Origin of the sequence: Streptomyces sp. ALB3 (genome assembly GCF_044385685.1) — a bacterium.
GTDB lineage: Bacteria > Actinomycetota > Actinomycetes > Streptomycetales > Streptomycetaceae > Streptomyces.
The window spans coordinates 118537-141892 of the sequence record NZ_JBISCE010000027.1; the positions used below are offsets into that span (position 1 = coordinate 118537).

A 23356-nucleotide genomic window follows, 5' to 3' on the forward strand; every position below is an offset into this window, starting at 1 on the left:
TGATGGCTTGACCGAACGTCAGCGGGGTGTGACCTGCGGCCGTTAATGTCACCACAGCTTGCCCGCCATCCGACACCTGCGCCTGGGGCAGGAACCGTTGGGCATCCCACCCGAGCAGAGGTCGTCCCGGATGGACAGGGAGCTGTGAGCCGTGGAGCGGTGAACCTGCTGTATCGGAAACTGGCTGGGGAGTGATCGTGGAGCTACTGGACCAATTGCCTGCTCTCATAGGCGTCGTGGTCGGTTCGCTTGGTTCCTATGCCGCGCAGAGCCTGACTGAGCGCCGGACGTGGAAGCGACAGCGGGAGGAGAGGTGGGACGAGAAGCGTTTCGAGATATACAGCGGCTATGCCCATGCCCTCAAGGCCCAGCTACGCCTCGCCCAACGCATCGGCGCCGCCCTTGGATTCGCGGACGTGACTGATCCGCTGCCGGCGGCCGAGGGGCTGCCTCTGCTCGCTGATGCGGAGTCCCATCGTGCAACACAGTGGGAGGCCGTCCTGCTCGTCGGGGACGCAGCGACGATCGCGGCGGCCCGACGCTGGCACGAGACGATCTGGACCATCGAGCTGCTCATACGTGAGGGGCCGGTCGACGCGGAGAAGTGGACCAGGGTCCATCGGATGGCAAGTGCGGCGCGTGATGCCTTCTACGAGAGCGCACGGCGTGACCTCGGCATACACGGAGCTCCGCCACCGTCGGGGCAGTGGCCCCGGCAATGGCGGGCCGAACTGTCCGAGTGAGTGCTTCCGGGGGTCTGCGAGGTCGGTTGAGCGCGACTTCCCACCCACCGCGAAGGTCGGTGCTGCCTGTGGAGGGCCTCACGGATGTCAGACGAAAGTCGGCGTGCCAAGGCCACGATGTGGGCCGCCCCGCACGCGGTCGTGTAGGACACTCGAAGTCCCCGACCTGGAGGACGAGCATGAGCGCCCAGCCCGAGAGCCCGCGAGACAGCCGGATCCCTGGCATTCCACACACCATCAATGCCATCGCCGACGCCCTCGACCTCGCCGACAGCGCCCGGTTCAAATCCGAGGTGCTCGCTGCGGAGGAATCGGACGTCCCCGGAGTGATGCGCCGCTGGTGGAAAACAGCCATGATCAACCGCGTCCCCGGCGCGGCGCGTAGCCGTGCGAACGCTGAACAAGGGAACTGTCTGGTGTCCGTGGACGAACTCATCGCCCGGATCGACGCCGCGTGAGCTGGAGCGTCTGGACGGAGGAGATCCCCGCACTGACCGTCCTGAGTCTGCCTGCTGACCTACGAGGGAAGACCGCCAACTTCCTGAGGGCCCTGGCGATCGAGGTCGGCAGTGCGCTGGACCTCGGGCGGCGCCCGCCCGGTGACCCGATGGACGACATAGGCGTCCGCTACTCCCTCGAAGTGCCCGGAGAGCCGGTCATCATCGAGTACATGATCATGCGAGACGCGAAGGAGATCCGGGTTCCCGTCCTCGTCTGGTTCGGCTGAAGCACGTTGACCCGACGGCCGCGACCTCTCCGTCTCCAGGTAACGCTCGTCGAGCTCCCCCAAAGGCCGTGTCGCAAGCGCCGACAGTCCCCCTCGGTCGGGGGTGCCGACAGGCCGCGTGCTGCGACGTACCGGCAGTGTGCCGGGCCGGTCGCGCGTGCGGGCCCGTCGGCACGTCAGTCCCGACGGGCCCGCCCTGGTCACTCCCGGTCACCGGGCGACGGTGGCCCGGGCCGGACGGGCGCTGCGCCTCGGCGCCACGCCCGTCAGTCGACCTGGTACCTGCCGACCTCCAGGAAGTGACGCAGCGCTTCCGGCGTGTTGTCGTCGAGAGCGGCGCCGGCCGCCGCGCGGAGAGCCGGGCTCGTGGACGGGTCGGCGAGGATGCGTGCGATGGCGACGCGGTCGTCCTCGGCCTGAGCGAGCCGGTAACCGGTCTCCAGCCAGGCACGCATCGCATCGGAGTCGTTCGCGTCCAGGAGAGCGTTGATCTCCGCGACGACGCGCCTGCCGCTGTCGGGATCGGCGAGGATGCGTGTGATGGCGACGCGGTCGTCCTCGGCCTGAGCGAGCCGGTAGCCAGTCCCCAGCCAGGCACGCATCGCATCGATGTCGTTCGCGTCCAGGAGAGCGTTGGCCTCTCGTGTCACACGCCGCCCGCTGTCCGGGTCGGCAAGGATCCGGGCTATCGCCACCCTCAGGTCGTCAGCGTCCGGCTCGTCCGTGGACGAGGACACTGCCGCCGTCACGGCAGCCGGTTCCGCGGCGGCCGCGAATGAAGGGGTGACGAGCAGCAGCGCCGGGGCGAGGATGCCTGCGGCGATGCCGGGGGTTACGCGATGCAGTCGCAAGGGAAAGTGCTCCTTCTCGGTGTGCGTATCGACGAGTTGGCGGTCGTGGTCACGCCGACGAGCGGCCGACGACCGCCGCGACCCGTGCGGGGGCGTTCACATCGTCGATGCTGCCATCAGGGTCTGACATCGCGAAGACGTCGGACCCCTCGGTACGGCCCGGACACCGGCGGGGGGCCGGCCACCACCGCTCGAACCGCGCCGGCCGGAGCAAGCACCTCCGGTCCATGGGCCGTTGCAGTACAGCCAACCGCGTCCCTTACCCGCCGGATGGACGGGCTGGGAAACTCGTGCCGCGTCGTCGGTCACCTTTCGGGGGTGCGGTACGTCAGGGAGGCGATGCCCGTCGGAGAAAGGTCTGTGATCGTGAATCCACCTGAGTTCCTGGCCATGCGGTTCGAGGAGCACCGGCCGCACCTTCGCGCGGTCGCCTATCGCATGCTCGGTTCCCTGGCCGAGGCGGACGACGCGATTCAGGAGACATGGCTGCGGTTGTCGAGCTCCGATGACCGCCGGATCGACAATCTGGGCGGATGGCTGACCACTGTGGTCGGCCGGGTCTGTCTGGACGTGCTCCGCACCCGCAAGCGGCGCGGCGAAGAGCCCTTGGAGGAGCGGCTGCCTGATCCTGTGATCAGCCGGGAGGACGGGGCCGACCCCGAGCAGCAGGCGTTGATGGCGGACTCGGTCGGGCTGGCCCTGCTGGTGGTGCTGGAGTCGCTCAGCCCGGGTGAGCGACTGGCGTTCGTGCTGCATGACATGTTCGGGCTGTCGTTCGAGGAGATCGCGCCGATCGTCGGACGCACGCCCGGGACTGCCAAGAAGCTGGCCAGCCGCGCCCGGTTGCGGGTTCGCGGTGCCACGCCGCCTCCGGACCCGGACCGCTCCACAGGCCGCCGGGTGGTGGACGCCTTCCTGACTGCCGCACGCGGAGGCGACCTCGACGCGCTGCTGGCCCTCCTCGACCCGGACGTCGTGCTGCGCGTGGACGGCGGCGCACTCACCGGGGGTCTGCGGACCATCCGCGGGGCCGACGCCGTGGCCGGGCAGCTCGACACCTTCCGTCGGATGGCTACCTCCGCCACCATCCGCCCGGCACTCGTCAACGGCTCGGCCGGCCTGGTCAACGCCATCGACGGGCAGCCGTTGTCCGTCATGAGCTTCACCGTCGCGCAGGGACGGATCGCCGCCATCGACATCCTGTCCGACCCCCAGCGCCTGGCCGGGCTCGATCTCGCATCCGCCGGGGACTGACCCTTTCGCCGTCGGCCCCCGCCCCGTGACCTGGTGTCCTCGGGGCGGGGGCCGACGGCGTTGACGCACCCGCCCCACCGGTCGGCGGTGGGTGCGAAGAAATTTCTGGCAGCCGGTCACCTTCGCCCCGCGGGCGACGTCAGTGCAGTGAACAAGCCGATCAAGCGGGCTGCGAACGGCCCGCGCCAAGGAAGGGACACCCCCCGTGGACACGACGACGAATACCCTCGACACCCTCACCTCCCGGTTCCCCGACCCGCAGCAGTTGGTCCCCGAACTCGGCGACGTCAGCGCCTCGCTGTTCAAGATCATCGGCAATGGGGCAGTCCCGAGGAGCACCGTCACCCTGGTCCACCTGCGCGCCGGGCAGCTGGTCGAGAACACCTACTTGACGGTGATGCACACCGCTCACGCGCGCCGGGCGGGAGTGCCGGAGGAAAAGATCGCCGCCGTGGCCTCCTGGAAGGACGCTCCCTACTTCACCGCCGCCGAACGGGTCGCGCTGGAGCTGGTGGAGTCCGTCCTCACGCCCGGCGGGCACGGGGAGCGCGTCACCGACGACCTGTACGCGCGGGCGGCCGAGCACTACGACGACACGGCGCTGGCCACCCTCGCCATGGTGATCGGACAGGTCAACTTCTTCATTCCCCTCGCCCTGATCGGCAAGCCACTGCCCGGCGTATCGATGGCCGAGCAGTGGCGCACGGCCACGACCGGCTAGCTGACAGGAGGGCCCGCAGGGGCCCGGCAGGCCATGCAGCCGAACACCGCCGGGCCCCTGCCCGCCACTCACCACGACGTCCCGAAGGAAGAGCATCCGACCGTGAGTCCACCTGAGTCCACCCCTCCCCTGCTCGTGCACACCGCGCCTGCCATGCCCGCCTCCCCCGTCGAAGCCGTGCCCCGGACGTCCGGCGCCTCCCGCTGGCACGGCGCCTGGACCACCCCGGTCATGCGGCCCTCCGCGGCACCGTGGTTCGAGACCTGGGCCGAGCAGGGCTTCGCCAACCAGTCGGTCCGCCAGATCGTCCGGGTCACCACCGGCGGCACCGAGCTGAGGATCCGGCTGTCCAATGCCTACGGCGACACGCCGCTGCATCTCACCGGCGCCAGCATCGGCCACACCGCCAGTTCTGCGGCCGTTCGGCCAGGCACCATGCGCGTCCTGCGATTCGGTGGATCCCCCTGCACCACCATCCCCGCGAAGGGACGCGCCATCAGCGATTCCGTCGCCCTGCCCACCGCGCCACTCGACCAGCTCACCATCAGCCTGTACTTCGAGGCACCCACCGGACCGGCCACCTATCACCAGCTGTCGATGGCCACCACCTATCGAGCCGCCGGTGACCACCACCGCGACCCGGCCGCCACCGCCTACACGGACAAGGTCGAGCCCGCGTTCGGATCCTGGTACTACCTGGAAGGCGTCGAGACCTCCGGGAAACGCCCACTGCCCCACGCGGTAGTCGCCTTCGGCGATTCCCTCACGGACGGGTTCGGCGCGACCATCGACGGCAACGACCGCTACCCCGACATCCTCGCCGAACGCCTGCTCGCCGCCGGCTGTCCCCGCCCGGTCCTGAACGCCGGCATCGGCTCCAACAAGCTGCTCACCGACTCGGCCCTCGGCGGTGACGCCGGGATTTCGCGGTTCGCGCAGGATGTCCTCGCCCAGCCACGCGTGGGTACGGTGATCGTGCTGATGGGCGTCAACGACATCCAGCAGACCGAAGACCTGACAGGCGGAGCCGGTCGCGACACCCCGCCGGTCACCGCGCGGCGGCTGATCGACGGGCATCGCTCACTGATCGGCGCCGCCCACGCCCGTGGGGTCAGGGCCGTAGGCGCCACGCTCACCCCGTTCCGGGGCGCGGCGGGCTGGGACGCCGAGGGCGAGGCGATCCGTGACCAGGTCAATCGGTGGATCATCACCAGCGGCGAGTACGACGCCGTCGTGGACTTCGCGCGCGCCCTGGACCCCGGCGGCACCGGCCGCATCCGGGAAGACCTCCACATGGGCGACCACCTCCATCCCAGCCCCGCCGGATACCGGGCCATGGCCGACGCCGTCGACCTGACCACGTGGGAGCAGTGAACCGGCGATCCCCAGCGGTGTCCGCCGACGCGTGACCGGCGGGGTGCGTGGCCGAGTCGGTCCTCGGCCGGTAGGTACGCGGATGAACTCCAACGTCCAGCCCGTCAGAGATGCCGGAGTCCACCGCGGCACGGCCGGCTGAGACAACGTTGCCGCCGAACGACGAACTACGGCACCACTCAGCTCCGTGTCAGCGGGCTACGGCATGATGCGGAGCAGGTGGCGGCGGCCCGCATGCGGCGGGCTGGACACTCTCCCGGGAAAAGGGGCGATTCGCGCACCGACCGATCAGAAAGACATGGACCACGGAGGATCGGCGCGCGCACCACGAGACGTGGGCAGGGGGCGGGCGGCCAGCGGGCGAGTCGCTGTTCAGAGGCTGACTGGCCGCCGCCTGCCACCGAGCGGGCCGGCTCCCGCGCGGTGACGGGCCCACTGGCCTCGGCGGCCGGCCGAGCCGCCCGACGACCGGGCGGCGTCGCGCGCGACCGCATGCGTCCGAGCGGCCACCCTGGGTACCCTGCGGGACATGATCAAGCGCACACTGTGGCAAGGTCTGATCGCGGGCGCCGTCGGCGGTGTGGTGATGACTGTCGGCGAGAAACTCGAGCAGGCCGTCACCGGTCGGCCCGGCTCACACGTGCCCGCGCGGGTGCTCCAGCGCCTGACCGGTACGGCCGAGCATGCCGGAAAGCAGCCTTCGCCGGTCAACTGGGCGATGCACTTCGGTCAGGCCGCGCTACTGGGCGTGCTGCGGTCGGTGATGGCGCATGCCGGACTGCGCGGACCGGTCGCCTCGGCGCAGTTCGCCGTCGTGCGTCTCACCAACGACCAGATCCTCGAGAACGCCACGGGAGTGGGTGCCCCGCCTTCCACCTGGCCTCGCAAGGAACTCGTCGTCGACGTGCTGCACAAGGCCGTCTACGCCTACGTCACCGGAGCCGTCGCCGACGCGCTCGCCGCACGGGGCGGGGCGGGGCCCGGGCAACGCCACGCCGCCGAACGCCCCGGCCGCAGAGCTGATGTCGGGCCCCTGCGCCGAAGGGACACCTATGGCCGGTGAACCTGAAGTCCCGACAACCGAGAACAGGAAGGGCAACACGTGATGATCGACGAGACGCTGCTCCGCGAGCTGCTGGATGCGACCGACGACGACTCCGCCCTGGTCCTCCTGGAGGGCCGCGCCCGGGTAGCCGGACGGGCAGCCCTCCGAGGTGATGACCTGCGGGGCGCGGCGGTGGTACTGACACGGGCGGAGCTCGTGGACCGGCTGGGCACCACGCATCCCGCCCCGCAGGACCTGACGTTGATGGCGGCGTCGTTGGACGACGCGGTCGGCAAGCTCGGCGGCTGAGGTAGCCGCCCCCGGTACGGCCGGGTCTCAGCCGGGTGGCCTCGCTTGCCGCCCGGCGCGTGAACCCGCGTAGGCGGCGACGCGTAGCGTGCGGAGGCGGTCCACGGGGCGGAGGTCAGGCAGCAGATTGCTGTAGGGGTCGAACGCTGCGCCCTGCTGGGATCGTGCGGTGGGTTCCTCGCCGAGCAGGAACAACCGGGCCAGGGGCCGCCAGGCCGCGCCCGACCCGAAACAGAGCCTGAATGCGAGGGGCCGCACGGCGGCAGCGGCCCCCACCGCAGCTGGGTCGGTGAGGATCCGCCGGGCCCCCGGCTCCGGGAACACGGCCAGCACCCCGCGTCGTCCGCCTACGAGGTACGGCAGGAGCGTGGAGTAAGGGCCGGCGGTGGCGGAGGTACGGGGAAGCGGCACGTGACGGGACCAGCGGCCGCGGCCGCTGGTCGTCAGGAGCAGATCCAGAGGGCGGCCCGGTCCGGCGGCGTCCGCCACCCGCAGTGCCATCCCCGCCCCGTCCGGCAGGGGCCGGGGAAGCCCGGCGGCGCGGGACCAGCGGGCCGTCACCGCGTGCGAGCCGGGGATGTCCAGCCACGGAACGTCCCAGCGGGTCACTCGCGCGGGCACCTCGATGCGGCCCGTCATGATCACCCCGTCGGGGTGCAGGGCCGGCCGGCTGCCGCGCCGACGGGCTGCGGCGCGGGCCGTCCGGAAGGCGAGACGGTCGAGACGATTCATCCAGCTGTCCGTTCCTGAGGTCGGCGGCAGTGCGGGCGGTACCCGCCCTACGGACCGGGTGCCCGCTCATTCCCGTTTGTCACGATTCGACGTCCGCCCAGGGTGTGGAGCACCCGGCCCTTCCAGCCCTGGGAAGGGCGCAGGCGGTCAGCGTCCGCGCAGGGCCATGGCTTGTTCCGGTGAGCGGCGGATACCCCGTCATCCGCCGCCCTATCGCTACGGAAGGACGCCAACCGAAAGACGGGGCGTGGAATCGCCCCGTCCGCCTTCCCGGCGCCGTGCCGAGGTCTTCAGGACAGCGGAAGGGCGTGAGGTCCTCGGTGCCCGAGGCTCCCGGATGGGTGCCCTCAGGCCCGGCCGGGAAAGGCAGGCGTGCCGCTGTGTCGCGGTGGCGGTTCTCGACGCAGTAGAGGGATGCCTCCGGAACTCGCGTGCTCGGCCCGCGGCGACGGGACCGCGGGCCGAGCAGGCTGGGGCCCGGGAGCCCAGTGCCAGGTGTGTCCGTACCTGCTGTCGGGTCGGGTCAGCCGGTCATGTCGCCCATTTTCCAGACGGTCATCGACTTGATGACACTGCCGTTCCCGAACAGTCGCAGGCCGAGGGAGTCCGGCCGGAAGGGATAGGCACGGGTGGTGATGGACTTGTGTGAGTTCGCGTAAGCCTCGATCATCGAGCGGTCGAGGAACACGTCGAGGGTCAGGTTGCCGCCTGAGAGCGTGAGCGGACCTTTGTGGATGCCGAAGTCGGGCTCGGCGCTGGAGTTGTTCCCGGATCGGGTCCGGTCCACGCCCAGCTGTCCTGCGGGGGCGTCGTAGAACAGGCGGGTTCGCTCTTCGTCTCCGGGGCTGCGGAGTACGTCGAGGCCGAAGGTGTCGGCGGTGCCTCGTTCCATGGTCAGCTTGATGTGGAGCATGTTGCCCTTGACGGCGGCCAGGCGCGTGTTGGCGTCGTTGACGGAGGTCGGCGTGGTGATGTTCAGGAGCGGTTCGCCCGTGTGGAGGTGGGAGACCTCCTCGACGGGGCGGAAGCCGAGGTCTCCGTCGGGCCGCATGGTCAGTTCGATGGGGAGGCCGGCGTTGTGGGCCCAGCCGGCGTCGTAGTGGGCGCGTTCGGTGCGCCGGTCCTGGGCGATGCTGAAGACGAGGGAGCGTCCCTTGTCGTCGACGGTTCCGCTGGGGCCGGTGAAGTGGTCGCCGTAGTCCATCAGCTTGGGCTCGGTCGTGTCGGGTGTCCATCGGCGGGCGCCGGCGTCCCAGGTGCCGACCCAGTAGTGGACGAACTTGCTGCTGTACTCGCCGGGGCCTGCGGGGAAGGCCGGGTTGATGAGCAGTGCCCGGCGCTGGCGGCCCTGTGCGTCCTTGCCGATGGGCAGGAAGGTGGGCAGTTCCCAGACCTGGCCGGTCTTGGGGTGGGCTGCGACGTCGCCGACCATCAGGGGGCCCGAGTAGGTCCAGTCGGTGAGGTTCTTGGAGGTGTAGAGCAGGGCGGTGCCGCCGATGTCGGCGCCCGAGGTGTTCTGGACGCCGGAGCCCATCAGCTGGAACCAGGTGTCTCCCTCCTTCCAGACGAAGGGGTCGCGGAAGTCGCCGTAGCGGACCTTGCGTCCGGCGCCGACGTCGAGGTCGGCGGTCTGGCTGGTGACCAGGGTGGGGTGCATCTTCCATTCGACCAGGTCGGGGTCGGTGGGGTCGACGGGGCGGGCGAGGCCGGTCGCCTGGTTGGGGCGCTGGGCGTCGTTGCCTGCCGTGAACAGCAGGACGGGGACACCGTTCTCGTCCAGGGTGGAGTCGCCGGACCAGACGCCGTCGGGTGCCACGCTGTCGGCGGTCGGGACGAGAGCGTCGGGCAGATCACGCCAGTGGACCAGGTCCTCACTGACCGCGTGCCCCCAGCCGATGTTGTGCCAGTAGGGGCCGTGGGAGTTGTGCTGGTAGAAGAGGTGGTACTTGCCGTTGACCTGGATGGGGGCGTGGGGTTCGTTCATCCAGTGGTTGGGGGCGGTGAAGTGGTAGCCGGGGCGGTAGCGGTCCCCGTCGTAGCGTGAGCGGTCCATGGCCATACGAGCCTGGGGGATGGCTCCGCCGCTGAACGTCTGAAGGTCCTTGGTGTGGCTCGTCGTGACGGCTGCGGGGGTGAGCGGGCCGGTGTGGACCTTCACTTCGTCGATGAGGCCGTTGAACATGTTCACGGCGAAGGTGCCGTTGATGATCGCGGGCTGGTTGTGGCGTCCGATGATCAGCGGGACGTCGGCCTTGGCCAGGCGTGCGGTGGTGGGGATGGTGCTCCGGGCGACCTGCGTGCCGTTCAGGTACAGCCTGACGGCGCCTTCACCCGGTGCGAACACGGCGGCGAGGTGGGCCCACTTCCCGGCGTTCAGGGCCGCGGACTTGGGCACCTTCGTCTCGTACCAGGTGTCTCCGGTGCCGACGCCGAACTCCCACACTCCATGCCGTCCGACGCCGAGGGAGAAGCCGCGTTTCGCGCCCTTGTCCTGCTGGTTGACGATGGCGGATGGCTTGCCCTCGTCGCCCCATTCGAAAGCACGGGGGGCCACCCACCCCTCGACGGTCATGCCGTCGGTGGGGATCTGTGTCGCGGACGCGGCACGGGTGACCCAGGTGGAGTAGCCGTCGAAGAGGAGGGCGCCGGAGAGGACTCCCTCTTCCTCACGGTCTGTGCGCCACAACGGAGCGCTGTCCGGCTTGTCCACCGCGTCGTTGAAGACGTAGCTGATGGGGTCAGCGGCTTGGCTGATCCGCTCCGTGGTCGTGGTGCCCTGGCCCTCCGCGAAGTCCCAGTAGGCGCTCAGCCCCTCTTGGGCGGGGTCGGGTGCTTTGTCGAGGCCGACGCGGACGTCGTCCAGGTTGATGTGGCCCCAGCCGCCGGTGGCCTGGTCGACCGCGGTGATGCGCAGTTGCTCGCCGAGGTGGTCGCGGGCGTCCCAGGTGACTCGGCGGTACGCCTCGTCGTCGGTGCCGGTGGCCTTGTGCAGGACGGTGCCGTCCGATGCCGTCACGGCGACGTACAACTGGGCTTCGTTGCGGCCGCCGGAGACCAGGGCGCTGACCATCCCGGTGCCGGTCAGTGTGAACGGTTCGGACGTGATGCTTCCGGTGGCGGCGTCGCCGCCGCCGGCGAACCCCCACAGGTGGTGGGTGCCCGCCTGGTTGAAGCAGCAGCCCCACCCCCACCCAGGATCGTCGGTCACCGCGCCGTCGAAGGCGGAGCCGGTGGTGGTCCAGCCGCTGAGGTTGCCGGTCTCGAAGCCGGGGTTGGACAGGGCGGTGGCGCTCGCGCCGGCGGTCCTCGCCATCATGGGCGATGTCAGACCGAGGCATATGGTGAGCGCGAGCAGCAGGCGAAGCAGAGTACGCCTGGTATGTGGTGCGTGTTGCGCTGGGAAGCGCGTTCGCATGCGAACCTCCGGTGTCGGGTTGTGTGAGCGGATCGAGCGGGGCGAGGCCCCTGGGCGTCGGTGCGGTTCAGGGGCAGCGCGCATGGGGAGCGGCTTCTCAGGGGCGCTGCACGGGGACGTTGACGTCGTCGACGTTGATGTGGCCCCAGCCGCCCGGGGAGCGGTCGACGATCTCGATATGGACCCGGTCGCCGATGTGCGCGGCGAGGTCGAAGACGACCCGGCGGTACTGCTCGACGCCGCGGCCGGTGGCCTTGGCCAGGACCTTGCCGTCGTCGGCGCGGACGACGGCCACATAGAGCTGGTCAGGGTCGCCGCCGCCGGAGACGAGCAGGTCGATCACTCCGTCCCCACCGAGGACCACGGTGGCTGAGCGCAGCACGCCGGTGGCGCCGTCTCCTCCTGCCTCCGGGTTGAAGCCCCACAGGTGGTGGCCGGTGGGGTCGTCGTCGGTCTCGGCTTGCTGGAAGGGGCCGCCCCAGCCCCAGCCGGGGCGTGCGGTCACGTTGGCGTCGCTGAAGGTCGTGCCCGAGACCACGGTCCACCCGGTGAGGTCCCCGGTCGCGAAGTCGTGGTTGGGCAGGGCGTCGACGTCCGTGGGGCGCGGTGGGTCGTAGGTGCCGGGGGCGACAGGGGTGCCGTAGGCGCCGTTCATACGCCAGACGTCCAGGGACACCACGTGCGCGGCTCCGCCCGTGGTCTCCAGACGCAGACCGGTGGCGTCCTGACGGGTGGGGTAGAGGCGGCTGGTGAGGCTGTTGCTGCCGTTGACGTATGCCTCGATCATCGACCGGTCGAGCAGGACCCTCAGCTCCAGCCGTCCCCCGACGAGTGCCACGCTTCCTCCGTGGACGCCCTTGCGTACGTCCGGGTCGAGGCTGGAGCGGCTGCGGTCGATCTGGAAGCGTTGGGTGGCCGTGTCGTAGGACAGCAGCGTTTCCTCCGTGCCGTCGACGCCGGCCCGGACTGCCAGTGTGATCGTCTGCGCTCCGCGTGGCTCGATGACAGCACTGATGTCGAGCAGGTCGCCGGAGACACCGGCGAGCCGCCGGTTCGCGTCCTTCACCGGGGCGTGCCGGATGTGAGCGAGCTTCTTGCCACGGAGTCCGGCCACCTCGGAGATCGGCTCGACGCCGAGAGTGCCGTCAGGGCGCAGTGAGAGGCTGACGGGCATGCCGGCGTTGTGCGCCCAGCCGGACTGGGCGTGCTGCTGTTCGGAGCGGCGGTCCTGGGTGATGCTGAAGAGCACGGACCGGCCGTCGGGGGTGACGAATCCGGACGGGCCGGTGAAGTGCTCACCGAAGTCGAACTCGCGGGGCTTCTCGTGGTCGGGTACGAAGCGGTTGCGGCGCTTGTCGAAGGTGCCGATCCAGTAGTAGGTGTGCTTGACGGCGTCCGGGTTGAACCCTTCCCACCACGGACAGATCAGCAGGATGTGCTTGCCTGTGCGCCGGCCCCGGGGGCCGGGGAGCGGGAGGAGTACCGGCAGTTCCCAGACCTCTCCGGGCTCGGGCAGTGTGGCGAGGTCGTTCCGGTGCAGCGGGCCCTGGTACGTCCACGGCCCTTCGGGGCGGCGGGCGGTGTGGAGGAGCGCGGTTCCGCCGTGCTTGTGGGTGACCCGGGAGCCCTCGTAGTCGACGATGCCGCTGCCGACGAGTTGGTACCAGGTGCCGTCCTCTTCCCAGACGAACGGGTCGCGGAAGTTCTCCGCCCACGCGGTTCCGGGACCGGCGGGCAGGGCGGCCGGGGCTTCGGTGACCGGTTCGGGTTTCGTCGTCCAGGTGGGCAGGTCGGTGTCGCGATCGGCCTGGTAGGTGGAGAGGGCAAGCCCGGTGCGCTGCCTGTAAGGCAGCCGGTCGTCGCCGCCCGTGAAGAAGAGCACCGGCCCCCGGTCGCCGTCGACGTAGGCGGAGCCCGACCAGCAGCCGTCCGGCCCCACCGAGTCCGCGGCCGGAGCAAGGGCGATCGGCAGGTCGCGCCAGTGCACCATGTCGGTGCTGACGGCGTGGCCCCAGTGGATCTGCCCCCAGAAGGGGCCGAGCGGGTCGTGCTGGTAGAAGATGTGGTATTTGCCCTTGAAGTACACAGGGGCATGCGGCTCGTTCATCCAGTGCCAGGGCGGCAGAAGATGGAACTGGGGGCGGTGCCGGTCGCCGTCGTAGCGGCCTCGGTCGTGTGTCAGGTCCGGGCGGGGCACGCGTTTGCCGGGCAGCGCGGCGACGCTCGCGGCATGCTCCTTGCGTGCCGTCGCGTCGTCCAGGGCGCCCGGGCGGATGACGAGGCTGTCCATGAGGCCCATGTACATGTTGGCGTCGAACTCGCCGTTGAGCAGCGTGGGACGGTTGTGCTTCCCGATGAGGAGGGGCTCGTCGGGGGTCGGCACGGGGGCTCGGTCGGGGGTGGGCGCGGTTCCGATCAGTCCGCCGTCGCGGTAGAGGCGCAGTTGGCGGGCGGCCGGGTCGTAGGTGGCTGCGACGTGGGTCCATCTGTTCCTGGCGGCCGGCTGGTCCGGGGTGCCCCTGGCTTCCACCAGGTCGGTGCCGAACCCGAGCTGGAAGACGATCTGCCCGAAGCGGCGCAGGCCGAGCAGGAACCCGGTTCTCGCACCCGGATCGTGCTGGTTGACCAGGGCCTGGGGCTTGCCGTCGATGCCGTGTTCGTAGGCGTAGGGAGCGATCCAGACGTCGAGGGTCATACCGCCGGTGATGTCGAGCTTGCCGGGTCCCTCGGCGGTGACGACGGTGGAACAGCCGTCGAAGTACAGGGCCCGGCCGAGCACGCCGCGGCGGCGTACGGGATCACTGTCGGGCTTGTAGCGGGCGTCGTTGAAGACGTAGCCGATGGGGTCCGCGGAGCCGGAGACCGCCTCCCGGGTGACGGCGCCGGTCCGCTCCTCGAAGTCCCAGCGCGCGGTGGGTCTTCGAGGGGTGCCGTCTCCACGGGCGGCGGCGGGGGCAGGGGCGAACGAGAGCGGTACGACGGCGCCGCCGACGGCAGCGGAAACAACCCTGAGAGCTGTCCTTCTCCTCATGCGAACTCCTGGCGTGCACGGCAGTCTGACGGCCTGCCAATACGATTTAGGTGATGGGTCGGCATGGTTCGTGCGCCGTCGGCGCTAAAGCAAGGGCTAACGCATACGGATTTCGGATTCGCATGCACCAGAGCTGTCCAAAACACCGCAAAGAGTCAGCGTTACGCAGGCGAGATGTCCGAGGTGTTGACAGCACATGACGGGTGACGCAATCTCGTCACACCTTGCTAATCCGATTTAGCCGAACGGGGCTGATCCTCTGATGTCCGAGCGCCGCGTAACCATGGCCGACGTTGCCCGCAAGGCGGGCGTCTCGCCGACGACGGCGTCGTTCGCCCTGTCCGGCCGGACCGACATGCGTATCTCCGAAGCCTCCCGTGCCCGTGTGCTGGAGGCAGCCAGGGAGCTGGGCTACCGCCCGAACGTCACCGCGCGCAGTCTGCGGACCAAGTCCACCCAGACGATCGGGCTCGTGTCGGATCAGATCACCACGACACCGTTCGCCGGTGACGTGATCCGCGGTGCCATGGAAGCCGCCCGGGAGCGGGATCACCTGCTGTTCATCACGGAGGCGGGAGGCGACCGCGCCGCCGAGTCGTCACTGGTCCACGCGCTGCTGGACCGACAGGTCGACGCGGTGATCTACGCGTCCATGTTCACCCGGTACGTGACGCCACCCAAGGAACTGTTCGGGCGCCGGGTGGTCCTGCTGAACTGTCTGGCCCCCGGCTTCGACGGACCCTCCGTGGTCCCCGACGAGCTCGAGGCCGGAAGGGACGCGGCCCGGGCCCTGCTCGCGGCCGGTCATACGAAGGGCATCTGGGCGATCGGCGGGCATCAGGCCGTTCCGGCCACCCCCGAGGGAATCATCGCCGGCAACGAGCGCATGCGCGGCCTGGAGGAAGTCCTCCGGGGCGGCGGCGCACGCCTGGACGGAGTCATCGAGTGCGACTGGGACACGCTCGACGGCTACCGCGAGGTGGCAGCTCTGCTGGCGGCGGGTCACGAGCCCCGTGCCCTGGTGTGCCTGGCCGATCGGGTGTCCTTCGGCGCCTACCAGGCCCTCGGTGAGGCGGGGCTCTCCGTGCCCGGCGACGTGTCGGTCATCTCCTTCGACGACCAGGACATCGCCTCCGTCCTGCGTCCGGCGCTCACCACGCTACGGCTGCCGCACTACCAGCTCGGACACCTCGCCATGGAGTTGATCCTCCGCCCGGGCCCGCTCGAAGCGGTCGTGCACCGCGTGCCGATGCCTCTGCGGAGCCGTGCCTCTCTCGCCGCACCCGCCAGCGGCTGACGCAGGCACCGAAAGACCGGCGTCCCGCCGCCCGCACCGACGATTCCGGGGCGGGGGCGGGACGAACACCAAGAACAGCGACCGTCGCAACCGGTCGCCGAGGGCGGGTCCTGCAAGACCCGTCTCAGTGAGATGGAGGAACCTCATGCTGTTCAGAACAAGACGCCTCGCTGCCGCGAGTGTAGCCGTCACAGCGGCGACCGCGCTGGTCGCCGGATGCACCTCCGGAAGCGGCGGCTCGTCCGGTGCCAGCGGTGACACGCTGACCCTGTGGACGCACAACGCCGGCAACTCGGTGGAACTCGACGTCGTCAAGAAGATCATCAAGGACTTCAACGAATCCCAGGACAGGTACGAGGTCAAGCTCCAGGCGTTTCCGCAGAGCGACTACAACAACTCGGTCGTGGCGGCGGCCTCCGCCCGTAAGCTGCCCTGCCTGCTCGACGTGGACGGCCCGAACGTGGCGAACTGGGCGTGGGGCGGCTACCTGTCCCCCATCGATGTCTCCGGCAGTGAAGTGCCCTTGTCGGACCAGCTGGCCAGCACGGTCGGAGACTACAAGGACCAGCTCTACGCGTTCGGTTTCTACGACGTCTCACTCGCCTTCTTCGCCCGCAAGTCCGTACTGAACGAGCACGGCATCCGCATCCCCTCCATGGACAAGCCCTGGACGAGGGACGAGTTCGACGCGGCGCTCGCCACGTTGAAGAAGAGCGGCAAGTTCGAGTACCCGCTGGAGATGGGCACCGGCGGCACCGGCGAGTGGTGGTCCTACGGGTACTCCCCGCAGTTGCAGAGCTTCGGCGGTGACCTGATCGACCGCGACGACTACAAGGCCGCCTCGGGCACTCTCGACGGGAAGGAGTCCGTGGAGTGGGCCTCCTGGTTCCACTCCCTGGTGGCCGAGGGGTACATGGCGAAGAAGTCCGGAGCCGACCCCAACAAGGACTTCCTGGCCGGCAAGAGCGCCATTCAGTGGGACGGCAGCTGGAACGCGGCCAAGAACGCGGAAAAGCTCGGCGACGACCTGGCGATCATCCCGCCGGTGGACTTCGGCGACGGGCCGAAGATCGGCGGATCCTCCTGGCAGTGGGCGATGAGCTCTACCTGCTCCAACAAGGAGGGGGCGCAGGAGTGGCTGAAGTTCTCCCGCAAGACCAAGTACTTCACCGACTACGCCAAGGCCACCAGCACCATCCCGGCCACCGACGCCGCCGCCCGGCAGATCGCGGACTACCAGCCGGGCGGCACGTTCGACGTACTCGTCCAGTTCGCACGTGAATACGCCACGGTGCGCCCCGCCACACCGGCCTACCCCTACATCTCCACGGAGTTCGAGAAGGCGGCCAAGGACATCCTGGCCGGCGCCGACCCGAAGAACGCTCTCGGCCAGGCGGCCAAGGACATCGACAGCAACCTCAAGACGAACGACTACTACTCCGACTGACCTGCCCGGTCCGGTTCGGGCGCCACCCGCAGTCCGAGCCGGACCGATCCTCTGGAGATACCGTGCCCACCATGACCGCAGCCCAGGAGCTGCTGCGTCCGGTCCGGCGAACCCGAACGACCAACGCCCGTCGCCGCGAGAGCTTCACCGCCTTCGGCATGGCCACCCCGGCCGTCGTGCTGCTGATCGTCTTCCTCGTCGTGCCGGTCGCTCTGGCCTTCACCCTGGCGTTCACCGACGCGAGGCTCGTCTCGCCCACCCCAGCCCGCTTCGTGGGCCTGAGGAACTTCACCCTGCTCTTCCAGGACCCGACCTTCTACAAATCGCTGCGGAACACGGCCTACTTCGCCGCCGTCGTCGTCCCGCTCCAGGCAGGACTCGCCCTGGTACTGGCCCTGTTGGTCAACGCCAGAGTACGCGGCGTCAACTTCTTCCGCACCGTGTACTTCCTGCCGGTCGTCACCTCGATGGTCGTGGTGTCCCTCCTGTGGACCTTCCTCTACCGGGAGGACGGCCTGGTCAACCACGTCATCTCCACGCTCACCCTCGGTCACGTCGAGGGACCGGACTGGCTGGGCGACCCGGCCACCGCGATGCCCGCCATCATCCTGATGTCGGTGTGGCAGGGTGTCGGCTTCCACATGGTCATCTGGCTGGCCGGACTGCAGACCATCCCCGCCGAGCTGTACGAGGCCGCGGATCTCGACGGTGCCACCCGCTGGGACCGCTTCCGCCACGTCACCTGGCCAGGGCTGCGCGCCACCCGCACGTTCGTGCTCGTCACCATCACGATCGCCGCGCTCAGCCTCTTCACCCAGATCAGGGTGATGACGCAGGGCGGCCCTCTCGACTCCACCACCACCGTCGTCTACCAGGCGGTGCACACCGGCTACGACCAGCAGCAGACCGCCTACGCGGCTGCCGTCTCCCTGATCTTCTTCGTGCTCGTCCTGAGCGTCTCACTCATCCAGCGCTTCCTGACCCGGGAGAAGGACTGACATGACTTCCTTCCTCAAGCACCTCGGCGGTCACACCGGCCGCATCGCCTTGGCTCTGGTCTTCGCGCTCCCCCTCGTCTTCATGCTCGTCTCGTCGTTCAAGCCGGACGACCGGATCTTCGGTGACCTGGACTCCCCGCGCGCCTTCCTGCCGGTCGGCGCCCTGTCGCTGGACAACTACACAGCAGTGTTCGAACGAGTACCTGCGGCACGGTTCCTGCTGAACTCCGTACTGATCTCCTCGATCACCGTGGTGCTCGGCATCGTCGTCAACAGCATGGCCGCCTTCGCCCTGTCACGGATGCGGTGGCCCGGCCGCAAACTCGTCCTGACCACGGTCATCGCCACCCTCATCGTGCCGTTCGAGACCTTCGCACTGCCGCTGGTGTGGTGGGTCAACCAACTCCCGCTGCTGAGCGTCAACGGCTTCCACCTGGAGTGGAGCACCGGCTGGATGGACACCTACCAGGTGCAGATCCTGCCGTTCGTCGCCAACGCCTTCTCGGTCTTCTTCTTCCACCAGTACTTCCAGAGTGTCCCCAGGGAACTGGACGAGGCGGCCATCGTGGACGGGGCCGGCTGGTTCACCATCTACCGCCGCATCCTCATGCCGCTGTCCGGCCCGGCCATCGCCACCGTGGCGATCCTGACCTTCCTCCCGGCCTGGAACTCCTACCTGTGGCCGCTGATGGTCGTGCAGAGCGAGGAGCTGCGGCCGGTGATGGTGGGCATCTCCTACTTCTTCCAGCTGAATGTGGGCTGGGGCCAGATCATGGCGTACTCCTCCATGATCACCGTGCCGGTCCTGGCGCTCTTCGTGGCGTTCCAGCGCTCCTTCGTCAACAGCATCGCCTCCAGCGGCGTCAAGGGCTGACCCGCGGCACCACCGAGCCGTTCGCCCTCCTCCTGACGACTTCCGTGTGCTTCGCGCACCCTGAGAAAGGCCCTGTGTGTCCGCGTTGCCTGCCGACCCCCACCTCCCCGCCCTACATCTGCGACCGCCCCGCAACTGGGTCAACGACCCCAACGGGCTGGTCTTCCACGACGGGCACTACCACGTGTTCTTCCAGTACAACCCGCACGGCCCGCAGCACTCGAACGTGCACTGGGGCCACTTCCGCAGCCCCGACCTGATCAACTGGGAGCCCCTCCCCGTCGCCCTCGCCCCCACACCCGGCGGCTATGACGCCGACGGCTGCTACTCGGGCAACGCCGTCTCCGTCGACGACCGCATGGTCGCCTTCTACTCCGCCCACCGCAACGACCGCTGGTGGCAGCCCATCACCACCGCCGAGTCGTACGACGCAGGCCGCACCTGGGCCAAGCGCCCGGAACTGCTCATCGCCGACCCGCCTACCGGCACCACCATGTACCGGGACCCCTACGTCTGGCGGCAGGACGACCGATGGCGGATGCTGGTCGGCTCCGCCCTCGACGACGGCCGCGCCGCGGCGCTGCTGTACGAGTCCGACGACCTGGAACACTGGGTCTACATCGGGCCCTTCCACACCGGCGACGCCGCGCCCGGCGCCGGTCCGATCGGCTGGGAGTGCCCCCAGTACGCGGCCTTCGACGACCGGAACATCTTGATCGTCAGTGACTGGACCCCGCAGGGCGGCCCCAGCCACACAACCGTCCACACCGGCCACGAGGAGAACGGCCGCTTCACGCCTGCCGCCTCGCCCGTGCGGCTGGACCACGGGCCCGACATCTATGCTCCCGCCCTGCTGAAGGACCCGGTGGAAGACCGCTGGCTGTTGTGGGGCTGGGCCTGGGAGGCCCGCGACGACAACTGGACGCACGAGACCGGCTGGGCAGGTGTCCTCACGCTTCCCCGCGAGGTGGACATCAGCGCTGACGGCACGGTCGTCCAGCACCCTGCCCGTGAGCTGCTGGCGCTGCGCGGCGCGCGCGTACTGCACCGCACCGGGCACCTCAGGGGGCCTGAACCGGCCGAGCTCGGTCAGGTCGGCCGCACCTTCGACCTCACCGCCGCCCTGGTACCCGACCCCACGGGCACGAGCGGGTTGCGCCTGGTCACCTCCGCGGACGGTTCCGAGTACCTCGACATCAGCCTCGACCCCGCAGCGGGACACCTCGTCGTCGACCGCGCCCACGCGTCCCTGGACCCGCGAGCGCGCGGAGGCTCGTACACAGCCCCGTGCCCGTCAGCGACACGCCCGGGTGCCCCCGTCGAACTGCGCGTCATCGTGGACCGTTCGATAGCGGAGGTGTATCTGGCCGACGGGCAGGTCCTCACCTTGCGGTTCTATCCGGTAGCCGACGGGCCGTGGCGACTGCAGGCCCGTACGACGGGCACCGGACGAGGTGATTACTCCGTCGAGGCATGGGACTTGGCACCCGGCGGGGTCCGTCAGGAAGCGGTGCCGGCGGGCCGAGGACGAGACGCCTAGCTGCTCGCCGCACGGCCCCGGCCACCGCGTCCATGCGTCGTCCTCCCTGGACGACCGCCCGGACGACCCGATCCGTCCGCACCCGTGCAGGCGGCCACCCAGCCCGCGTTGCGACGTATGCGGTCGGTCTCGTCCTTCGCAGCACGTCGCGTGCGTCCGGCTGCGCCCCCATGGCGCGGGGCGGGAGCCCCGCGCCCTCCCTGAGAGGCAGACAGTTCCCATGACCCGATCCGGGTCCCCCGGCAGCATCACCGTTCTCGGAGAGTGCGTCGCCGACATCTTCAACCACTCCGCCCTGTCCGATCCGGAAGAGCTGTCGCTGCGTGCCCTGCCCGGTGGCGGCCCCGCCAACACCGCAGTCGCACTCGCCCGGCTCGGCACCCCCACACGCTTCTGCGGGCGTTTCTCCGACGACTCCTTCAGCACGCTGTTCCGTGCCCGCCTCAATGCCTCAGGCGTCGACCTCACCGGCAGTGTGGCCGCCTCCGAGCCCAGCACCCTGGCCGTCGCCGAACTCGACGCCACCGGTCAGGCCACCTACACCTTCTACGCGGACGGCGCCGCCGACTGGCAGTGGACCGACCACGAACTCGCCGGAACCACGAAGGACGACGCGGTCTGCCTGCACACCGGGTCCCTCGCACTGGTACGTCAGCCAGGCGGCAGCCGAATCGAGGAATACCTCGCCCAGGCACGCGAGCACTCCACCGTGTCCGTCGATCCCAATGTCCGCCCCCTGCTCGTGCCGCCCTCCGCCTACCGCGATCGCCTGGCCCTCTGGTGCTCCACCGCGGACATCCTCCGGCTCAGCGAGGACGACTGCGCCCTCCTCGCCCCCGGCGTCGGACTCGAAGCGGCGTGTGACTCCTGGCACGCCGCCGGCACACGCCTCGTCGTGATCACCCTGGGCGGGCGCGGAGCCCTCGCGTCACTGGACGGCCGGCGCGTCACCGTACCGGCTCCGCCCGTCGACATCGTCGACACAGTCGGCGCCGGCGACTCCTTCACCGCGGGCCTCCTCCACCGTCTTGCCACGCTCGGCCGACTCGGCGGCCGGCTCGATGACCTGGCCCTCGACGATGTCACCGACGCCTGCTCATTCGCCGCCCGGGTCGCCGCCCTCACGTGCTCCGTCCCGGGAGCGAACCCACCGTGGGCGGACCATCCGGCACTGCACGTCGACACGGAACGGCATCCACCGCATCACGGGGGCTGAGGGCCTCTCGGCGGACGCCCATGGGAAACGGCTGGTGTGCATGGCCTTCGGCCCGTATCCGGAAGTCGCCCCCGAGCCCCCTCCACCCCTCCCCCGTCGGGGCCTGACCGGCAGGTATCCCACCTGGCCCATTTGACCGGATGCCGCCTCCGCTTTACGCTCGAATCTGAACGGAGGCGGCATCCGTTTTTTGTGGCCGCAGGATCACCTGAGGCAGGAGGACCCATGAACGTGCATGAGCAGCGGAGCCGCAAGCCCCGCGCGGACGTACAGCGCAACCGCGCGGCCCTTCTCGAGACCGCGCAGCGTCACTTCCTGCAGCACGGGGTCGGCACCTCACTCGAGGCGGTGGCCAAGGAGGCGGGCGTCGGGCCCGGCACTCTGTACCGGCACTTCCCCACCCGGGAGGCGCTGCTGGCGGCCGTACTGCAGACGCGCTCCGAGGAACTGGTGGCCCGGCAGGCGGATATCGAGCGCCTCGGCGACGCCGCCGTGGCGCTGGAGCAGTGGCTGCGGGCGATGGAGGAGTACTTCAGCGCCTTCAGCGGGCTGCCGGACCCGCTCATGGCCGCGGCCAGGGCACAGGAGCCGGACAACCCGCTCACGATCCCCTGCGACATCCTCATCAGCGCCACCGATCAGTACGTGGAAGCGGCGCGGAGCGCGGGGCACGTACGCGCGTCGGTACGGGGGCACGACCTGTTCCTCGCGGCCTGTTCCGTTGCCTGGATCAAGGGCACCGGCATGGAGGAGGAGGCGCTCGACCGCCTCCGTTCCCTCATCGCGAGCGGCTATCGCGAGCGGGACGTCAACGCGTAAGCGCCGAGCCCACCCCGCTCCGCACACCTCCGGCGGCCACCCCGCGGCCAGTACGCGACGCTGCCGCCCAGGCGCAGCGCATTCTCTCAAGGGACAAATCATGAAAATAACTGTTATAGGCGCCGGTGAAATCGGCGGGAACCTCGCCGCCAAGCTCGCCGGGGCCGGTCACGACGTCCAGGTCGCCCGCGCACGCGGCCCCGAGGCCGGGGCGGCCGGGATCCTGGAGTCCGGGGCTCGCACGGCGCACCTCGCCGACGCCGTCCAGGGCCGGGACGTCATCGTGCTGGCCATCCCCTTCGGGGTGGCGGGGAAGCTGGCCGGCCTGTTCGCCACGGTCCCCGACGAGACGGTCGTCATCGACACGTCGAACTACTACCCGCATCTCAACGGACAGATCGAGGCCGTGGACAACGGCGAGGTCGAGAGCGTGTGGAACGCCGAGCAGCTGGGGCGGCCCGTGATCAAGGCGTGGAACGCGGCCCTGGCCGAGACCCAGCGGATCCGTGGCGTTCCGGCCGGGACCCCGGGCCGTATCGCGATCCCCGTCGCGGGCGACTCCGAAGAGGCGAAGAGGGTCGCCATGCAGCTCGTGGACGACACCGGCTTCGACCCCTACGACGCCGGGGTACTGGCCGAGTCCTGGCGTCAGCAGCCGATGGGTCCCGCCTACTGCACCGAGCTGACCCTGGAGGAGCTGCCGGCGGCCCTGGCCGCGGCTGACCGCGGCAAGGACACAGCCGTCCGGGCGAGCGTGGGTGAGCGCTTCGCCGCTCTGTCCGCCAACCCCACACTGGACGACATCGTCGAGATGAACCGCGCCGCCCACCGCTGACCGGCCCGAGGCCGCCCCGCGCACGCCACGGCGCGAGGGCGGCGCCGACGCGCGGGCGAACACCGAAGACGAACACGACGAGCGCACAGCCCCGCACCGCGATCCGCCACCTCGCGCCCGATGCCTGC

20 protein-coding genes are annotated in these 23356 nt (G+C 69.7%); 16 read left to right on the forward strand and 4 right to left on the reverse strand.

All coding sequences use genetic code 11. The features are described from left to right. The first annotated feature begins 197 nt into the window (after positions 1 to 197). The 3 genes from ACHFIV_RS15665 (at position 198) to ACHFIV_RS15675 (ending at position 1470) form a co-directional block, all read left to right on the forward strand. Positions 198 to 743 (forward strand): hypothetical protein, encoded by a 546-nt coding sequence (locus ACHFIV_RS15665; RefSeq protein WP_398968502.1) that lies wholly within the window; start codon positions 198 to 200, stop codon positions 741 to 743. A 179-nt stretch (positions 744 to 922) separates the two neighbouring features. Continuing rightward, positions 923 to 1201, forward strand: coding sequence for a hypothetical protein (locus ACHFIV_RS15670; protein WP_398968504.1), 279 nt, complete (start codon positions 923 to 925; stop codon positions 1199 to 1201). Then, complete coding sequence (locus tag ACHFIV_RS15675; protein ID WP_398968507.1) at positions 1198 to 1470, forward strand: hypothetical protein; 273 nt, start codon at positions 1198 to 1200, stop codon at positions 1468 to 1470. Before ACHFIV_RS15670 ends, ACHFIV_RS15675 begins: the two co-directional genes overlap by 4 nt. A gap of 266 nt (positions 1471 to 1736) precedes the next feature. Here the strand turns inward: ACHFIV_RS15675 and ACHFIV_RS15680 are convergent, their stop codons facing one another. Continuing rightward, positions 1737 to 2321: a hypothetical protein gene (locus tag ACHFIV_RS15680; RefSeq protein WP_398968508.1), complete on the reverse strand. Its 585-nt coding sequence runs from the start codon at positions 2319 to 2321 to the stop codon at positions 1737 to 1739. Positions 2322 to 2681: 360 nt separating this feature from the next. On the opposite strand from ACHFIV_RS15680, the gene ACHFIV_RS15685 reads away from it, so the two are divergent. The 5 genes from ACHFIV_RS15685 (at position 2682) to ACHFIV_RS15705 (ending at position 7024) form a co-directional block, all read left to right on the forward strand. Beyond that, positions 2682 to 3575 (forward strand): sigma-70 family RNA polymerase sigma factor, encoded by an 894-nt coding sequence (locus tag ACHFIV_RS15685; RefSeq protein WP_398968511.1) that lies wholly within the window; start codon positions 2682 to 2684, stop codon positions 3573 to 3575. 205 nt (positions 3576 to 3780) lie between these two features. Then, positions 3781 to 4296 carry a carboxymuconolactone decarboxylase family protein gene (locus ACHFIV_RS15690; protein ID WP_398968514.1) on the forward strand — a complete coding sequence of 172 codons (516 nt, stop codon included), beginning with the start codon at positions 3781 to 3783 and terminating at the stop codon, positions 4294 to 4296. A gap of 102 nt (positions 4297 to 4398) precedes the next feature. Next, the gene (locus tag ACHFIV_RS15695) at positions 4399 to 5670 is read left to right on the forward strand and encodes an SGNH/GDSL hydrolase family protein (protein ID WP_398968517.1); all 1272 of its coding nucleotides are present in this window, start codon (positions 4399 to 4401) and stop codon (positions 5668 to 5670) included. 529 nt (positions 5671 to 6199) lie between these two features. Next, the gene (locus ACHFIV_RS15700; protein WP_398968520.1) at positions 6200 to 6733 is read left to right on the forward strand and encodes a hypothetical protein; all 534 of its coding nucleotides are present in this window, start codon (positions 6200 to 6202) and stop codon (positions 6731 to 6733) included. A gap of 39 nt (positions 6734 to 6772) precedes the next feature. Then, a complete protein-coding gene (locus tag ACHFIV_RS15705) occupies positions 6773 to 7024 on the forward strand; it encodes a hypothetical protein (protein WP_398968522.1) in 252 nt (83 codons plus the stop codon). 27 nt (positions 7025 to 7051) lie between these two features. Here the strand turns inward: ACHFIV_RS15705 and ACHFIV_RS15710 are convergent, their stop codons facing one another. The 3 genes from ACHFIV_RS15710 to ACHFIV_RS15720 form a co-directional block, all read right to left on the reverse strand. Further along, positions 7052 to 7756, reverse strand: coding sequence for a phosphodiesterase (locus ACHFIV_RS15710; RefSeq protein ID WP_398968525.1), 705 nt, complete (start codon positions 7754 to 7756; stop codon positions 7052 to 7054). A 523-nt stretch (positions 7757 to 8279) separates the two neighbouring features. Beyond that, complete coding sequence (locus ACHFIV_RS15715; protein WP_398968527.1) at positions 8280 to 11072, reverse strand: GH32 C-terminal domain-containing protein; 2793 nt, start codon at positions 11070 to 11072, stop codon at positions 8280 to 8282. Positions 11073 to 11268: 196 nt separating this feature from the next. After that, positions 11269 to 14202, reverse strand: coding sequence for a GH32 C-terminal domain-containing protein (locus ACHFIV_RS15720; protein WP_398968530.1), 2934 nt, complete (start codon positions 14200 to 14202; stop codon positions 11269 to 11271). Positions 14203 to 14464: 262 nt separating this feature from the next. Here ACHFIV_RS15720 and ACHFIV_RS15725 point away from each other — a divergent pair, with 262 nt between their 5' ends. The 8 genes from ACHFIV_RS15725 (at position 14465) to ACHFIV_RS15760 (ending at position 23228) form a co-directional block, all read left to right on the forward strand. Continuing rightward, on the forward strand, positions 14465 to 15499 hold the full coding sequence (locus tag ACHFIV_RS15725) for a LacI family DNA-binding transcriptional regulator (protein WP_398968532.1): 1035 nt from the start codon (positions 14465 to 14467) through the stop codon (positions 15497 to 15499). Positions 15500 to 15644: 145 nt separating this feature from the next. Then, positions 15645 to 16946: an ABC transporter substrate-binding protein gene (locus ACHFIV_RS15730; RefSeq protein WP_398968536.1), complete on the forward strand. Its 1302-nt coding sequence runs from the start codon at positions 15645 to 15647 to the stop codon at positions 16944 to 16946. A 71-nt stretch (positions 16947 to 17017) separates the two neighbouring features. Continuing rightward, positions 17018 to 17944 (forward strand): carbohydrate ABC transporter permease, encoded by a 927-nt coding sequence (locus ACHFIV_RS15735; RefSeq protein WP_398968539.1) that lies wholly within the window; start codon positions 17018 to 17020, stop codon positions 17942 to 17944. A gap of 1 nt (position 17945) precedes the next feature. Then, a complete protein-coding gene (locus ACHFIV_RS15740; RefSeq protein ID WP_398968542.1) occupies positions 17946 to 18818 on the forward strand; it encodes a carbohydrate ABC transporter permease in 873 nt (290 codons plus the stop codon). A 76-nt stretch (positions 18819 to 18894) separates the two neighbouring features. After that, a complete protein-coding gene (locus tag ACHFIV_RS15745; RefSeq protein ID WP_398968545.1) occupies positions 18895 to 20358 on the forward strand; it encodes a glycoside hydrolase family 32 protein in 1464 nt (487 codons plus the stop codon). Positions 20359 to 20578: 220 nt separating this feature from the next. Then, the gene (locus ACHFIV_RS15750) at positions 20579 to 21574 is read left to right on the forward strand and encodes a carbohydrate kinase (RefSeq protein ID WP_398968548.1); all 996 of its coding nucleotides are present in this window, start codon (positions 20579 to 20581) and stop codon (positions 21572 to 21574) included. A gap of 225 nt (positions 21575 to 21799) precedes the next feature. Further along, positions 21800 to 22393, forward strand: a complete 594-nt coding sequence (locus ACHFIV_RS15755; protein WP_398968551.1) for a TetR/AcrR family transcriptional regulator — start codon at positions 21800 to 21802, stop codon at positions 22391 to 22393. Between the two features lie 100 nt (positions 22394 to 22493). Further along, entirely contained in the window at positions 22494 to 23228 is a 735-nt protein-coding gene (locus tag ACHFIV_RS15760; RefSeq protein ID WP_398968552.1) for an NADPH-dependent F420 reductase, read from the forward strand. The last annotated feature ends 128 nt before the right edge of the window (positions 23229 to 23356 follow it).